Source organism: Halovibrio variabilis, from assembly GCF_007991175.1.
GTDB lineage: Bacteria > Pseudomonadota > Gammaproteobacteria > Pseudomonadales > Halomonadaceae > Vreelandella > Vreelandella variabilis.
This window is the reverse complement of sequence record NZ_BJXV01000020.1, coordinates 17,382-33,306: the sequence shown is the minus strand read 5'-3', so window position 1 is coordinate 33,306 and position 15,925 is coordinate 17,382. Positions and strand designations below refer to the sequence as shown.

Here is a 15,925-nt window from a genome sequence, read left to right as displayed (position 1 = left end):
CCCCTGCTCCCTTTGTTGAACCCTTTATATAGGTGGCGTACGCCATGATTGCCTTTTTAATCAAGCGGCTGATGCACGCGATATTGGTGATGTTTGTCATCAGCGTGCTGGCCTTCGCCATCCAGGATAACCTGGGTGACCCCGTACTGCAGATGGTGGGTCAGTCGGTGCCGGAAAGCGAACGTGAAGAAATTCGCGAGCGCCTGGGCCTGAATGACTCCTTCCTGGTCCAATACGTTCGCTTTGCCAAAAACGCCGTTCAAGGCGATTTTGGCAATTCGTATTTCTACCGGGAACCGGCGTTAGAAGTGATTGCCCGCCACTTGCCAGCGACGCTGGAGCTGGTGTTTGCGTCAACGCTGATCATTGTGCTGTTTTCAGTCCCCATCGGTGTGTATAGCGCCATTAAACCGCGTTCACCGATTTCACGACTGTTTATGGGCGTATCGATTATCGGCATCTCCATTCCGGTGTTTTTGACCGCCATCGTACTGATTCAAATTTTCGCCATTGGCGTTACCGTGACGCTTTTCCCCGAAAGTACCGGCTGGGGGGCGTGGCTGAATGCTTTGTTCTCCACCGAAGGCAATATGCCCTCCTTTGGCCGTGGCTATGAACTGGTCAACGTCGTGGGTAACTGGGATACCAATCTGGCCACCTGGAATGGCCTACAACACTTAGTACTTCCGGCCGTCTCGCTGGCCTCTATCATGCTACCGCTGTTTATTCGCCTGATCCGCGCTGAAATGATGGAAGTGCTGCAGTCGGAGTATGTGAAATACGCGCGGGCCAAAGGCATCTCCATGCGTCGGGTGTATTTTGTCCATGCCCTCAAGAACACCATGCTGCCGGTGATTACTGTGGGGGGCGTGCAGATTGGCACCATGGTGGCCTACACCATTTTGACCGAAACCGTTTTCCAATGGCCCGGCATGGGCTTGATGTTTTTGGATGCGATTAATCGTGCCGATATTCCGCTCATCGTCTCCTACCTGATGATTGTCGGCGTCATATTTGTGGTCACCAATACGATTGTGGATCTGATCTACGGCATGGTGAACCCCACCGTTAAACTGACTGGGAAGCCCGCATGACCACGACGACCAATGCTTCACCCAGCCGCTGGGAGCGCCTGCGCGACTCCTACATGTGGTACAGCTTTAAACGTGACCGCACTGCCCAGCTCTGCCTGGCTGTGTTTATCTTTATGGTGATTGCCGCCTTTGCCGCACCGCTGATAGCGCCAACCAACCCTTACGACCTCGCCCAGATCGACATCATGTCGTCTGAGCTGCCACCTTTCTGGATTGATGGCGCCGATGATCGCTATGCCTTGGGCACCGATGCGCAAGGCCGCGACTTATGGTCGATTGTGCTCTATGGCACCCGCGTCTCACTGCTAATTGGCTTTGGCGCGGTGTTTCTGCAATCGCTACTGGGCGTTACCTTTGGCCTAATGGCGGGGTACCTTGGCGGGCGCGTGGATACACTGTTGATGCGCCTTGCCGATATTCAGCTGTCGTTCTCGACCTTGATGGTCGCTATCGTGGTGGGCGCCCTGGTCAAAGCCACCATGGGCAGCGCCTTCTATAGCCAATACGCGGTAATGATGCTGATCCTGATTATCGGGCTGGCTGAATGGCCACAATATGCCCGTACCGTGCGCGCCTCGGTGCTGGCAGAGAAAAACAAAGAGTACGTGGATGCCGCCCGCGTGATGGGCCTGCGCAGCAAACGGATTATGTTCCGCCATGTGCTGCCCAACACCCTATCGCCGATTTTTGTTATCTCCACCGTGCAGATTGCCAATGCGATCATTTCAGAGGCGGCGCTGTCGTTTCTGGGGCTGGGGATGCCGGAGACACACCCGTCGCTGGGCTCGTTGATCAAATCGGGCTTTGACTACATCCAGTCCGGCTCCTGGTGGATCACCTTGATTCCCGGGGCGGTACTCGTCGTACTGGTGTTGTCGATCAATCTACTCGGCGATTGGCTGCGTGATGTCATGAACCCACGACTCTACAAAGGCTGAGGACACCATGGCACTACTTGACGTCAACAACCTCGATGTCCGCTTTGCGCTGCGCCATGGCGATGTCCATGCCCTGCGCGATATTAGTTTTAGCCTTGAGCGCGGTGAGCGCTTAGGCATTGTCGGTGAGTCTGGCGCGGGCAAGTCAGTCGCCGCGTTCTCGCTGCTCAACTTAATCGCCAAGCCGGGCTTTATCGCCGGTGGCAGCGTCACCTTCGATGGGCAGGTGCTTAACCGCCTGTCCGAGCGCGGCCTGCGCAAAGTACGCGGCAATCGCATTTCGATGATCTTTCAAGACCCAATGATGACGCTCAACCCGGTGTTATCGATTGGCGAACAGATGGTTGAATGCTTAAAAGCCCACCGGCGCATTGCCTCCAAGGAGGCTCGCGCGATTGCCTTGGATAAGCTGCAACAGGTACAAATCCCCTCGCCGGAAACGCGTTTGGATCAGTATCCTCATGAGCTATCCGGCGGTATGCGCCAGCGGATTATTATCGCCATTGCGCTGCTACTCGACCCCGACATCATCATTGCCGACGAGCCGACTACGGCGCTTGATGTAACGATTCAAGCCGAGATCATGGCGTTGCTGCTGGATCTTTGCGAGCAGCACAACGTAGGCCTGATTCTCATTACCCACGACCTGGGGGTGGTCAGCCAGGTCACCCAGCGTATGCTGGTGATGTACGCGGGCCGGGTGATTGAACAAGGCCCCACCCGGGAAATCATTAACGACCCGCAACACCCCTATACCCAAGGGTTAATCAACGCCCTGCCGCAGATGGCCACGCCCGGCGAAAAGCTCAACCAGATCCGCGGCAGCATGCCGTCGCTTTCAAACCTGCCGAGCGGCTGCGCCTTTCACCCACGCTGCGACTTTATCAACCGCGCCGACGGCCAGCCACGCCCCGCCTGCACCCAGCAGGTGCCTGGGTTTGTCGAATCCGGCAACTGCCAGGTGGCGTGTCACATGGTGGCTGAAATGCTTGAAGATCGCCGTTTGAAGGAAGAAACCTTATGAGTGCCCCTGCACAAACGCTTAACGTGCCCCCCACTCAGAACGAAGAGAGCGCTGACTCGCTGCTGCAGATTCGCGATCTGAAAAAGCGTTTCTCGCTATCCGGCGACTTCCTCGAGCAGCTGCGCTTTAAAGGCGGCAAGCTGGTTCGCCACCAGGAGCACGTCCACGCGATTAACGGTGTCAATTTGGATATCAAACGCGGCGAAGCCCTATGCGTGGTGGGCGAGTCCGGCTGTGGCAAATCCACCGTAGCGCGCACGGTGATGGGGCTGCTTACGCCGTCTGAGGGGGAAATTCGCTACGACGGCAACCGCATTGACAACTTAAGCTCGCGCCAGCTACTGCCCTATCGTAAGCGCATGCAGATGATTTTCCAGAACCCCTATGCGTCGCTCAACCCACGCATGACCATTCAGCAAACCCTGGAAGAGCCGCTGCGCCTGCACCACCCGGATTGGAAACGGGCACAGATTGTCGACAAGGTGGAAGATGTCATGCACTCGGTGGGCATCGACCCGGACTGGGGCATGCGCTTTGGCCACGAGTTCTCCGGCGGTCAGCGCCAACGTATCGCCATTGCTCGCGCCCTGGCCGTTGACCCTGAGTTTATCGTCGCCGATGAGCCTATTTCCGCGCTGGACGTCTCGATTCAAGCCCAGGTGCTCAATCTGCTGATGGAAGCCCAGCAAGCGCGCAACCTGACCTATCTGTTTATCACCCACGACTTAGCCGTGGTCGAGCACTTTGGCACCCGCGTGGCGGTGATGTACTTAGGTACAGTGTGTGAAATTGCCAGCACGGCGACGCTGTTTGACAAGCCGCGCCATCCTTACACCCAGGCGCTTCTTTCGGCGATTCCGCGGCTAAAAGATGACCGCCCTCAGCACATTCGTCTTACCGGTGAGGTGCCAACCCCGGTTAACTTGCCGAGTGGCTGCGTGTTCCACGGCCGCTGCCCGCATGCCAATACGCGCTGTAAGCAGGAAATTCCCGTGCTGCAAACCCAGAATGACGGAACCCGTGTAGCGTGCCACGCTGTCGAAGAAGGACGCCTATGAACCGCGTGCCCTATTGGACACAGCGACCCCAGATGCTAAGAGGTAGCGCATGGAAATTCGCTGGCTAGAAGATTTTATTGCCCTGGCCAGAACGCGGCATTTCTCACGCGCAGCAGATGATCAGCACGTCACCCAACCGACTTTCTCCCGACGCATTAAGTTGCTTGAGGAGGAGATGGGGGTGACGCTGATTAACCGACAAACGCTGCCGCTCTCGCTGACCCCCGCAGGGGATGAATTTTTAACCCTGTGTGAACAAGTGACCGAGCGAGTAAGGCTGACCCGTGAACGTGTGCGCGAGATTAATGCCGGCCAAAAGCGGCGGATTATGGTGGCTGCACCGCAAAGCCTGCTGGCGCATTTTTTACCCGAATGGCTGGCTTCCACCGGCTGGCAGGATCGCGTACAGCCTTATTTGCGGGCGACCGGCTGGGTGGCGAGTGACTACTTTCAAGCCTTAACCCGGGCCGAGTGCGACCTGGCGATCTGCTACTGGCCGATTGGGCGCTGCGACCTGGATATTGACACCAGTGCCTGCACCCATCGCGTCATCGGTCATGAACGATTGATTCCGGTGACGGGGCTGAACCCAGCCGGAGAACCGCGCGCGCTGCTGCCGGGTTCACGCCACCAACCGGTGCCCTGGCTTGCCTACCCCAAGCGTGGTTTGCTGGGGTCTGCCGTTAAAGCGCACTTGGCCAGACTCCCTCAAAGCACCTACTTAAACGCGCAGAGTGAAAATCTCTACGCGGCGGGTATTAAAGAGCTGGTGCTGCTGGGCTACGGCATGAGCTGGCTGCCAGAGCGCAACGTCGCCGCCGAGCTTGCCCAGGGCACGCTGGTAAGGGCAGGCGATAGCCGCTGGGATGTGCCCATGGAGCTAAGGCTCTACCGGCACCAGACGCATCGCCACGCTGAACTCGACGGGTTCTGGAGCGAACTCGCCTCTCCACGCACTTGAGGAACACTTTTGCATGTCGACCACTCTGTTTAACCTGCAACTCGATCATGTCGCACAATTACAGCGTGCTTATGCGACTATTTTGGCTGACCAAGGGGTTGATAGCTTGGCGATTTACAGTGGTCACGCCAGGGAACATTTTGCCGACGACCAGGCGCCTCCCTTTCAAACCTACGGGCATTTTATGCATTGGGTAGGCTTAGCCGATGTGCAGCACAGCTGGCTGGTTATTCAGCCAGAAAAGCGCCCCCAGCTTTACTTATATGCGCCGACGGATTTTTGGCACTTACCGACCCAACTGCCGGATGAGCCATGGGTCGCCGAGTTCGACGTTCACCTATGTAGTGACAAACTAGGCAGTGACAAAATCACGCCGCCGTTAAGCGCAAATGCCGCGATTATTGGCGACATTGAGCCACTCACTACCAGCAACCAGCCGACGTCAAAAGCAGCCTTTCAGCCCGAGCGCCTTCTTCGTGCCCTTGACGAGCTACGTCTGTTTAAAACACCCTATGAAATTGCCTGTATACGTGAAGCCAACCGCTTAGCGATAGCGGGCCACCAGGCAGCACAAGCCGCTTTTATAGGTGCCGCCAGTGAGTTGGATATTCAACTGGCCTACCTAACGGCCAGCCGTCAGCGCGAGTCCCATGTACCCTATCAAAATATTATTGGTTTAAATGAGCATGCCGGTGTTCTCCACTACCAACACTACGCTCTTAACGCCCCTAAGCACCGTTACAGCCTGTTAGTCGATGCGGGCCGTCGGTTCCGCGGTTATTGCGCTGACATTACCCGCACGTATGCAGGCCCCGACGCCCCCGCGGTGTTTGGCGAACTGGTTAACGCGATGCATGAGTTAAAAGACGAGCTGCTAAAAGGGGTCGCTCCAGGAGTGAACTTTGTTACCCTTCACGAACAGATGCATTACCAGCTAGGGGAAATTTTAGTCGCCCACGCTCTCTACAAAGGCACCGCCGAACAAGCGGTTGAAGATGGCGTCACGACAGCATTCTGCCCCCACGGGCTGGGCCACTCGCTGGGCCTGCAAGTCCACGATGTGGCTGGATTACGCCACTCGGATGGCACACCCGCCCCTGCGCCCGAGCAGCACCCTGCATTGCGACTAACACGGACGCTGCGCCCAGGCATGGTCGTCACCGTTGAGCCTGGGTTGTATTTTATTAATATGCTACTTGCCCCACTGCGCGATACCTCAGTGGCTATTAACTGGCCGTTGGTCGATCAGCTTATGCCCTGTGGCGGTATCCGCATCGAAGATAACGTGGCGGTGACAGAAAGCGGCTATAAAAAGCTAACCCCCTAACGCTCCCTTCTATTACCGAAGAAGCGCTTTTCTATCCCCTAAAACGCACAACGCCCGGCGCAAGGCCGGGCGTTGATTGACGATGCTGCAGCAATTTAAGCCTAGAAGCGGTAGGTAACGCCGCCGCCAACGGTGACTGGCTCCATATCGACTTCACCACCACCGCTGATGTCTGCGTTAACGTCCGCGTAGCTTGCGTAACCATTAAGCATAATATTATCAGTTACGGCCAGATCCACACCCACTTGACCAATCGCGCCGTAACTGTCGTCAATGTCCAAACCGCTTGGCTCACCAGAGAAGCGCGTGTAGTTCAGACCGGCGCCAACGTAAGGCTGTACGCGTGAATCCAGGCCGCCCATCGGATAGTAGTTCACCATCAGGTTAACCGGCAGGCGATCAACGCTACCTGCATCGCTTTGAGTGGCAGTGCTGAGGTCATGCTCAAATTTCTCAGAGCTGTTGAGTTCAACACCAACCTTATCAGTCAACAGGTAACCAGCGCCGAAGGTGAAGCCACGTGCTTCATCTACGCTCAGTGATTCGCCCGCTACATCGCCATTACCTGAACCCGTATCCGTTTGGGCAACGCCACCACGGACGAAAACGTCACCGGCGTTATAAGCGAGAGCCGCTTGGCTTGCCAGTGCGAAACCAGCAGTGATTACAGCGGCAGAAATTAATTTCATATTACTCATCAGGGTCATCCTATTATCGCTGCGCGCAGTTCCTTGCGCTTAGGTATTGCAGTGCCGGATATCCGGCTTACCTATACAGTATATAGTATTAGAACAGTGTTTCCAAACATTCTGTAAAATATCGTTATAGGTAATTCACCCCTGATAATTTTTCCACGCATAAAATCCACGCATAAAATCCACGCATAAAAAAAGTCCCCCGAAGGGGACCCAGGTGGAGCACGCCAGCTCACTCAGTTTATCGCCTACCGTCACTTACCGGAGCGATGTAGCAAAGAAGGGAGAGAACTTTGTTTAACAGTCTATGTTTAACAGTCTATGTTTAACAGTCTGTTAAACATATAGCTTAAGCATCTCTATTCATTTACTTTCTACTTTTTATATAGCGAACTGTGTGCCAATTTTTTAAAAATACTTAAAATTCAATATCTTAAAAAATACATCGTGTTGCAACGAAAACATTCTCCTCCCTTCACTCCCAACGCGCAGCCACAATACGCACCAACAACGCGCGTTTTTAACCCGCTATGCCTCATAGCGAGGCAGCGCCTTCCCAACCGTCGTCCTAGAGAATCGCGAAAGCGAGAAACTCAGCAGGCAGGCTAATCGGTTGCGCTTGGCATTTGAGGCCGCCATCGTTAATCTTTGTTTGATCAATGCGCATCCGTGACTAACGCTCAAACGCTAGGGAAGGCAGCCAATGCAAGATAACAAAACAGTTTATGTGACGGGCGGTGCTCAGGGGATTGGTCTTGGTATCGCCCACTACCTGCTTAATACCGGCTACCGTGTGGTGATCACGGATATCGACCAAGAGGCGCTAAGCGCGGCGACCAGCCGTTTGAAGCACAGCGAACGGCTATTAACGCTGGTCGCCGACGTTAGCAATGAGCAGCACGTAATCGACAGCCTTACCCAGGCTGTCAGCCATTTTGGTCAGCTGGACGGTGTGGTGCATAACGCCGGTATTGCCGACCCGTTTCATGGTCCTGTTGAAGCATTAACCCTGTCTACTTGGCAGGCGTATTTAAATACCAACCTTACCGGTGCATTCCTGTGCGCCAAGCACGCAGCAAAACACCTGCGCAAACAGCAGGGTAGCATCGTGATGATGGCGTCGACGCGTGCCCTACAGTCTGAGCCTGATACAGAAGCCTACGCTGCCAGTAAAGGCGGTATTGTGGCGCTCACCCACGCGCTGGCGGTCAGCCTCGGCCCCGACGTTCGCGTGAACGCGATTAGCCCTGGCTGGATAGAAGTTGGCGACTGGCAAAAGCCAAGCCGTCAACAGCCGGTGGAGCACCGCTCAATAGACCTTGCGCAACACCCTGCCGGTCGCGTTGGCACACCCGACGATATTGCATCACTCACCAGGTTTCTGCTTTCTGATGAGGCCCGCTTTGTGACCGGCCAAAACTTCGTGGCCGATGGTGGCATGACCCGCAAAATGATCTACGCCGAATAACGGCAAGAGCCACTAAGGCATTGTTCCACCGAACTGACAGGGCTAAGCACCCATGGCTTAATTCGCTAGTTGGCCTTGAGGTTTAGCCTCACGTACACTTGTTTGAATCCCTTTATCCTTTTATAACCCCGCTTTCGACAAGCCGAGGCTCTCCCATGGCGTTTGAATCCACTTCTTCCTATATCGCCACCGATGCGCTGAAACAGGCGGTCAATGCTGCCGTGGTGCTTGAGCGGCCGCTGTTAATCAAAGGCGAGCCGGGTACCGGCAAAACCCTGCTGGCTGAAGAGTTGGCTGAATCTCTCGATACGCAGTTGATTACCTGGCATATCAAATCCAGCACCAAGGCGGCCCAGGGGCTGTACGAGTACGATGCCGTCAGCCGCCTGCGTGACTCCCAGCTAGGCGTTGAAGGCGTAGAGAATGTCGCCCACTACATCAAGCCTGGCAAACTGTGGGAAGCGTTTACCGCGAACAAACGCGTTGTTTTGCTGATCGACGAAATCGACAAAGCCGATATCGAGTTTCCCAACGACCTTCTCCAAGAGCTGGATCGTATGGAGTTTCATGTCTATGAAACTGGCGAAACTATTCGCGCCGAGCAGCGCCCGATTATCGTTATCACCTCGAACAACGAAAAAGAGCTGCCGGATGCGTTCCTGCGCCGCTGTTTTTTCCACTATATCGAATTCCCTGATAGAGAGACTATGCAGGCGATTGTCGATGTGCACTTCCCGGATATCGCCCCTAAGCTGGTCGGCGAAGCCCTTGAGGTCTTTTTTGAACTACGCGACGCCCCCGGGCTAAAGAAAAAACCGTCAACGTCTGAGCTGGTTGATTGGCTCAAGCTGTTAATGGCGGACAATATCGCCCAAGAAGCGCTCTACAGCCGCGACCCGGCCAAAGCGCTGCCGCCCATGGCCGGCGCCTTGGTCAAGAACGAGCAGGACACCCAGCTGCTTGAACGCCTGGCGTTTATGCTGCGTCGCCAGAAAGGCAGAGGCCGCTAAGCCATGTTTATTGGCCTGTTTGAGACCTTAAAACGCGCCGGTGTGCCGGTATCGCTGCGCGAGCTGCTGGATCTCCACGCGGTAGTGGAGCGCGGCGTGGTGTTCGCCGATATGGAAGCCTTCTATCAGGTGGCGCGCACGGTAATGGTCAAGGATGAACGCCACTTTGACCGCTTTGATCGCGCCTTTGCCGCTTGGTTTGAGGGGCTTGAGGACATGGACGCCGCCATTGAAGCGTTAATCCCCGATGAGTGGCTGCGTCGGGAATTTGAGAAGCAACTCACAGACGAAGAGAAAGCCAAGATCGAATCGCTGGGTGGCCTCGAAGAGCTTATTGAGACGTTTAAAAAACGCCTGGAGGAGCAAAAAGAGCGCCACGCGGGGGGCAATAAATGGATTGGTACCGGCGGCACCAGCCCCTTTGGCGCCTACGGCTACAACCCGGAAGGCATTCGTATTGGCCAGGACGGCTCGCGTCATCGACGCGCTACCAAGGTATGGGACGAGCGGCGCTTCCGCGATTATGATGACTCGCTAGAGCTCGGCACCCGCAATATCAAAATGGCGCTACGCCGCCTACGCAAGTTTGCCCGCCAAGGGGCCTTGGAGGAGTTTGACGTGGACAGCACCATCCGCGAAACCGCCAAGGATGCCGGGCTACTCAATGTGCAGATGCGCCCGGAACGCCATAATGCCGTTAAGGTATTGCTGTTCTTAGACGTCGGCGGCTCAATGGACGACCATATTCGTGTCTGCGAAGAGCTCTTCTCTGCCGCCCGCTCAGAGTTCAAGCACCTGGAACACTACTACTTTCACAACTGCCTTTACGAAGGCGTTTGGCGTAACAATCTACGCCGCGGCAACGAGCGCATTCCCACCATGGATGTTTTGCACACTTACGGTGCGGATTATCAGGTCGTGATTGTCGGCGATGCCGCTATGTCGCCTTATGAAGTCACCCACCCCGGCGGTAGCGTAGAGCACTTTAACGACGAAGCGGGCGGTGTGTGGCTTAAGCGGTTATGCGAAACGTTTCCCCGCTTGGCGTGGCTGAACCCAATGCCGCCCCGAGCCTGGGAGTACACCTACTCAACCCAGTTAATCCGCGAGATCATTGACGACCGTATGTACCCGATGACCATGGAAGGCCTGGAAACCGCCATGCGCGAACTGGCGAAGAAGTAGTCAGCTTTTATGTTCGATCAGCAACACAGCGTTCTATAGGACGGTAGGAAAGTTATCAAGCCCGGCTAAAAATGCCTGTTTAGCCTGCTCAAAGGCTTTTGGGTCGTGTTTGAAGCGACGCAGAATGAGCGCTTCATCCAAGCCCAGAGTCGGTGCCAGTTCGCTGATGCTTTTAGCGGGGTGGCGAGCGCCCAAGCCGATGCGCTTTCCACCGGCTCCACCAAACCAACGCTTGATACCACTCTCCTGATAGAACGCTTCTTGTTCGGCGTTATCCACTTCGACACGAAGCGGCGCTTTCAAGGTAAGCTCACTAATCAAGCGCTGCAGGGCTTCGGCATGATCAAGCGCGCAGGTGTGGGTCACCGTCATGCCCTCGCCCTCCTCGTCTAACACTAGCAGCGCCAGCGCTTGAGGTTTACCCTGGCCATTGACGGCAGCAAATAGACGCGCGGCCTGTTGAGGAAACAGCACACTGCAAGTACCGGTAAACACGACTAATGGCGTCAGACCGGCCTGTTGACCGTATACCTCGGCGCATAAGCGTGCCAAACAAGCATCGCGTTCGGTCTCTTTGCTAACGTGTACGACCTTCATTTTACGCCCCCTGCCGATAGAAAAACCGCAAGCCTAGAGCAATCATCGCCGTTTTGACAGCGCATTATGCTATAGATTAAGCCTAGACAATGTGGTTTTTACTGAACCCTAAGCATACCCACCTGTCTGATATCGCGTAATCGTGACCAGTGACTTAGAAGGAACTTCAATGGCAACATTTACGAACGACCCTACTCTGCCTGCACCCAGTTTTCCCGGTAGCCACATGGTGGTAGATGACCATTATGTGTTTATTTCAGGGCTTACTGTTGACGACCTTTCCAACGGTCACTCCGCCCAGGGTGATGTGAAAGAAGAGACGCGGCTTGTGATGCGTGCGCTATCCCGCATGCTCGAAATGGAAGGCGGAAGCCTGGCGGACATAGTACGGGTGGATATCCACCTGACGGATCTACATAATATCCAAGAGTTGGATAGCGTTTATGCGGAATACTTTGAACCAGGGCGTTACCCTGCGCGCACCTGCACCGAATCGCCTACTATTTGCGGCGGTAGCAGCGTTGAAATCACCGTGATGGCGAAACGCCAACTCCCAGCAACGCAATAACGGAGCTTACATCAACGTGGGCTTCAATCATGTCGGCTAAGCGGTCAAGCTCACGCTCTCGGTGGGCTTGATAATCGACATGTTCTGCCTCCTTGAGCCCTAATCGGGTAAGCAGCGCTTGGCAGGCTTCCGGATGGTCAAATAATCCATGTAAGTAGGTAGCCATTATTTGGCCGTCTTCGCTAATAGCCCCTTCTGGTTGGCCGCCTATATCAAATAGCGGCGTACTCAGTGCCGCACCTTCGCTCACACCGTTATGAATCTCGTAGCCCGTGACGTTCGCGCCTTCAGCCATTGTCACACCGCTGACATTACGCAGCTGTTTGCCTGCCACCATGCGCGTGGTCAGTGGCAATAGCCCCAACCCCGCCACTTTTCCTGGCTTGCCTTCTAACCCGTCAGGGTCTTCCACCCACTCGCCCAGCATTTGAAAGCCCCCGCAGATACCCAGCACCTTACCGCCATAGCGCAGGTGGCGCTTAATCGCTTTATCCCACCCTTCGTTTTTTAACCACTCAAGATCGCTCGCGGTGCTTTTACTCCCGGGCAGAATGATCACATCAGCGGCGGGAATCGGTTGATCTGGCCCAACAAAGGACAACGCTACCTGTGGGTGCAGACGCAAAGGGTCAAAGTCGGTGTGATTACTGATTCGCGGCAGCGCTGGCACAATAATCTTAAGCACCATGCTGCGCTTTTCAGCCTGTGTCAGGCCGATGCTATCTTCCGCGTCTAACACAAGCCCCTGTAGATAGGGCAGCGTACCCAGCACCGGCTTTCCTGTGCGCTCCTCTAACCACTCAAGCCCAGGGTTTAGAAGCGCCATATCGCCACGAAAGCGGTTAATAATAAAGCCCTGCGTGCGCGCCTGCTCGCTCTCACTCAATAGCGCCAGCGTGCCCACCAATTGGGCAAATACCCCACCGCGGTCAATATCACCGACGAGCAATACCGGGCAATCAGCCGCTTCGGCAAAGCCCATATTGGCAATATCGCCCTCACGAAGATTGATTTCAGCGGGGCTGCCCGCGCCTTCGGCAATAATGACGTCAAAGCGACTCTCCAACGCCTGCCATGCCGCCATCACGCTGTCTTTAGCGATGCGTTTATAGGCATGATAATCCAGTGCGTCCATATGGCCATGCACCTTGCCGCGCAAAATCACCTGGGCACCCCGGTCGGTTTCCGGCTTTAGAAGCACCGGGTTCATATCGCTGTGGGGGGCTAAATAGCACGCCTGTGCCTGCAACGCAGTGGAGCGGCCAATCTCGCCGTCGTCCTCGGTTACGGCGCTGTTCAATGCCATATTCTGGGGTTTGAACGGCGCCACCGAGACTCCTCGCCTTGCCAAGGCACGGCAGAGCGCAGCCACCACGGTGCTTTTACCTGCATCCGAGGTGGTGCCTTGAATCATCAATGTGGCCATAAAAATGTCTCGCCCAGGTGTACAAGAGCGAGACTGTAGCGGGAGAGGGTTAACGGCGCAACAACGGCTAGCGGACGCTCTCTGCAGCATTCCCCATAGACCAGTCGCCGCGCTGAGTGTTGCTACCAATCAATACGATAGTTCACCATTGCAGCGCTATCGCTGCTGGCATTAGCGTTATGACCCGGTTCCAACGTATGTAGCAAGTTAAACTGCAGCTGGCTACGTTCACTGGGCTTGAACGCATAGCCTAGTTCGATATCCATTTGGCGACCCGAAGGTGACAGCGACGCTTCACGCGTTTCGCGGCGTACATCGCCTTCCAAAGTGCGGCCAATGGGTACATCGAATGTCGCCGTCGCGCTATCAATGCGCAAAGGCTGGCGGAGTGTTAGCGCTGCTCGCTCATCGTTCTTCTGCCACTGAAGCCCAACGGCCATTTCCTGGGCACTAATATCGTTAATGTGGGCGATCAAACCGCTCCCCTCGGCATCGCCGCGCCCCTGCTCAAAGTCGGCAAAGGCGGCAACCCCATTAGCTACTTTCGCCTGTAAACCAGCACCGGTAAACGTCATCTGATTGCGCTCACCAAACGCAAGAGCCCCCGCGCCGTTGCCACCGAGCAGGCCATTTTCCTCATTCAAGCGGCCCACATGCGTTGTCAGGGTGAAGACCGGCGTTAGTTGGTAGGCTAACTCAACGTCAGAGCGGTTGGCACGATAGTCATTACCGATACTCATATCGTCTTCAACATCACCCGCCCAATAGGAAGTAGAGATACTCAGCTTATCGGTCAAAGAATAACGCGCTTCTATGCCGTTAACGCTTTCAAACGCATTGGTAATCGCCGCGCCAGACTGGAATGAAATCATCGGTATCATACCCGAAGCCGCATACCCGCTTGTTGGATCAATCTGGTTACCCGCGTAGTTGAACGCGCTTAGGGTGGCATTACCAACGCTGCCATCGAAACGGCTACTTAGCACATCGCCCGCCGCATTCACACTCGAGGCAAAGTGGAAATTATCCGTTTGCATCGATTCCGTTTGCGTGGCCTGCGCCGACGTAAGCGACATCCGCTCCATCTGATCACGTAAATGGTGCGCACGGCTTAAGCGCTGCTGCGTTTGATGTCCCAGGTTCATTTGGTAGTCACGCCCCAGGGAGTCAAATACAGCGACGCCATCTAATACGCCCGACTCCGACAGCGAATCACCATAGGCTGCTGAAAGCTGCATATAAGACACCTCAGCCAAATCACCGCCTGCCATCACGCGATCGCTTTGAGGCACTATCAAATCACCATCTGGCGCTAATGCAGCGTCTATATCGGCTTCCCCCTGGCCAAGGTAAAAAGTGCCACAGTTTAAATTCGCGGCATCGCCACACGTATTTTGCTGATAAAGCACGCTGGTTTGGCTGGCCGTATCCAATAAGTGCTGGCTCGCTTGTTGTGCGGTCAAATGAGGCCATTGACCCACAATACCGGCCGCATACTCAGAAATTCTGGCGGCTGAAATAGACGTTCCCTGTGCACCTACCGCTGGATTAGCAAAGTCAGTCGCGATACTACGCCGCTGGAGCTCAGTGTCTTCCCCCGGATAGCTGCTGGCAGGGTGAATTTGGCCATCCTGCGACGTCCCCACTGCAATCAGCATCATGTCAAAAAGTTCGGGCTGGCTCGCATAAATTGGCCGACCCTGGGTATCAATCGCATCACCATCATTACCCGCGCTTACCACGTAGATCGCGCCTTTCCCTTGGTTGGCGCTTACCACTCGTTGGTAAGACTCAGACGATGTTACGCCGTTAAACGCGAGCTTCGAGTCGCTTGCTTCAAGACGTCGTGAAAAGCTGGCATTGATGACTCTCGCGCCACGCTGGGCAGCTTCTCCAATGGCGTAATCCAGTGCGTTATTAAAGGTGTCGCCATCGCTGTTAGCGACTTTCAACAGGTCAAGGCGCGCATTGCCTAACGAACCACCGGTAATGGTCGACGCCACCACGTTACCGTGCCATTCGTCGCCTCCGCTGACATCCGTACTCCCCGTATAGATATTCAGGCTATCAATCACCAACTCGCTGTTGACGATGTCATCCACATCAAAACCCGTATCGGCGACTGCCACACGTACGCTAAGAGGCTCGCTTGGGGCTATATTGGTCGTCGAACCGCTATCTGAAGGAGCCGTGTTGCTGCTAACGCCCCCACCGCCTGAGCTGCAAGCGGTCAACGAAATGCTGCCCAGCGCAACAGCGACAGCCAAAAAAAGCGTGTGCTTGTCAAACATTACAGACAATCGAGGGGAAAAGATTATCATTAGGCAATAACGCTCGCTAGGTAAGCTACCGGAGGGAGAGGCGAGCGTATTTAATACTAATTGACTTCAAACAATCAACCTATGAACAACCTTTTTTATTCACCATTTTTTAGTAAAAATTTAATTAAAACTAATGTTTAAAAAACCTGAAAAATAATGCAAACGGTTAACTGTGGGTTAAAATAAGCTACAAAATACAATACTAATGTAGATTTTAAATGTATTGATTCTAAGAACTGATTTCAATTGATTA

Annotated in this window: 14 protein-coding genes; 10 read left to right on the top strand and 4 right to left on the bottom strand. The window is 54.8% G+C overall.

Features of this window, described 5'->3' with window-relative positions; genetic code table 11:
- Positions 1 to 44: 44 nt before the first annotated feature.
- The 6 genes from HVA01_RS15140 to pepQ are packed head-to-tail and all read left to right on the top strand — an operon-like array spanning position 45 to position 6,402.
- A complete protein-coding gene (locus HVA01_RS15140; RefSeq protein WP_146876244.1) occupies positions 45 to 1,094 on the top strand; it encodes an ABC transporter permease in 1,050 nt (349 codons plus the stop codon).
- Positions 1,091 to 2,032 (top strand): ABC transporter permease, encoded by a 942-nt coding sequence (locus HVA01_RS15135; protein ID WP_146876243.1) that lies wholly within the window; start codon positions 1,091 to 1,093, stop codon positions 2,030 to 2,032. Before HVA01_RS15140 ends, HVA01_RS15135 begins: the two co-directional genes overlap by 4 nt.
- Positions 2,033 to 2,039: 7 nt before the next feature.
- Positions 2,040 to 3,056, top strand: a complete 1,017-nt coding sequence (locus tag HVA01_RS15130; protein WP_146876242.1) for an ABC transporter ATP-binding protein — start codon at positions 2,040 to 2,042, stop codon at positions 3,054 to 3,056.
- Positions 3,053 to 4,114, top strand: a complete 1,062-nt coding sequence (locus tag HVA01_RS15125) for an ABC transporter ATP-binding protein (protein ID WP_146876241.1) — start codon at positions 3,053 to 3,055, stop codon at positions 4,112 to 4,114. Before HVA01_RS15130 ends, HVA01_RS15125 begins: the two co-directional genes overlap by 4 nt.
- 49 nt (positions 4,115 to 4,163) lie before the next feature.
- On the top strand, positions 4,164 to 5,075 hold the full coding sequence (locus HVA01_RS15120) for a LysR family transcriptional regulator (RefSeq protein ID WP_146876240.1): 912 nt from the start codon (positions 4,164 to 4,166) through the stop codon (positions 5,073 to 5,075).
- A gap of 13 nt (positions 5,076 to 5,088) precedes the next feature.
- The gene (pepQ, locus tag HVA01_RS15115; protein WP_146876239.1) at positions 5,089 to 6,402 is read left to right on the top strand and encodes a Xaa-Pro dipeptidase; all 1,314 of its coding nucleotides are present in this window, start codon (positions 5,089 to 5,091) and stop codon (positions 6,400 to 6,402) included.
- 101 nt (positions 6,403 to 6,503) lie between these two features.
- On the opposite strand, the gene HVA01_RS15110 is transcribed toward pepQ, so the two are convergent.
- On the bottom strand, positions 6,504 to 7,100 hold the full coding sequence (locus HVA01_RS15110) for an OmpW/AlkL family protein (protein WP_174787788.1): 597 nt from the start codon (positions 7,098 to 7,100) through the stop codon (positions 6,504 to 6,506).
- Between the two features lie 700 nt (positions 7,101 to 7,800).
- Between HVA01_RS15110 and HVA01_RS15105 the strand changes: the two genes are divergently transcribed.
- The 3 genes from HVA01_RS15105 to HVA01_RS15095 all read left to right on the top strand — a co-directional run bounded on the left by HVA01_RS15105 (position 7,801) and on the right by HVA01_RS15095 (position 10,760).
- Positions 7,801 to 8,565, top strand: a complete 765-nt coding sequence (locus HVA01_RS15105) for an SDR family oxidoreductase (RefSeq protein WP_146876237.1) — start codon at positions 7,801 to 7,803, stop codon at positions 8,563 to 8,565.
- 155 nt (positions 8,566 to 8,720) lie between these two features.
- Positions 8,721 to 9,575 carry an AAA family ATPase gene (locus HVA01_RS15100; RefSeq protein WP_146876236.1) on the top strand — a complete coding sequence of 285 codons (855 nt, stop codon included), beginning with the start codon at positions 8,721 to 8,723 and terminating at the stop codon, positions 9,573 to 9,575.
- A gap of 3 nt (positions 9,576 to 9,578) precedes the next feature.
- A complete protein-coding gene (locus tag HVA01_RS15095; RefSeq protein WP_146876235.1) occupies positions 9,579 to 10,760 on the top strand; it encodes a vWA domain-containing protein in 1,182 nt (393 codons plus the stop codon).
- Positions 10,761 to 10,793: 33 nt separating this feature from the next.
- On the opposite strand, the gene HVA01_RS15090 is transcribed toward HVA01_RS15095, so the two are convergent.
- Positions 10,794 to 11,357 carry a hypothetical protein gene (locus HVA01_RS15090; protein WP_146876234.1) on the bottom strand — a complete coding sequence of 188 codons (564 nt, stop codon included), beginning with the start codon at positions 11,355 to 11,357 and terminating at the stop codon, positions 10,794 to 10,796.
- A gap of 169 nt (positions 11,358 to 11,526) precedes the next feature.
- Here HVA01_RS15090 and HVA01_RS15085 point away from each other — a divergent pair, with 169 nt between their 5' ends.
- The gene (locus HVA01_RS15085; RefSeq protein ID WP_146876233.1) at positions 11,527 to 11,925 is read left to right on the top strand and encodes a RidA family protein; all 399 of its coding nucleotides are present in this window, start codon (positions 11,527 to 11,529) and stop codon (positions 11,923 to 11,925) included.
- On the opposite strand, the gene HVA01_RS15080 is transcribed toward HVA01_RS15085, so the two are convergent.
- Positions 11,885 to 13,351: a cobyric acid synthase gene (locus HVA01_RS15080; protein WP_146876232.1), complete on the bottom strand. Its 1,467-nt coding sequence runs from the start codon at positions 13,349 to 13,351 to the stop codon at positions 11,885 to 11,887. The two genes, HVA01_RS15085 and HVA01_RS15080, sit on opposite strands and share 41 nt — an antisense overlap.
- A gap of 122 nt (positions 13,352 to 13,473) precedes the next feature.
- Entirely contained in the window at positions 13,474 to 15,642 is a 2,169-nt protein-coding gene (locus HVA01_RS15075) for a S8 family peptidase (protein WP_146876231.1), read from the bottom strand.
- Positions 15,643 to 15,925 lie beyond the last annotated feature (283 nt).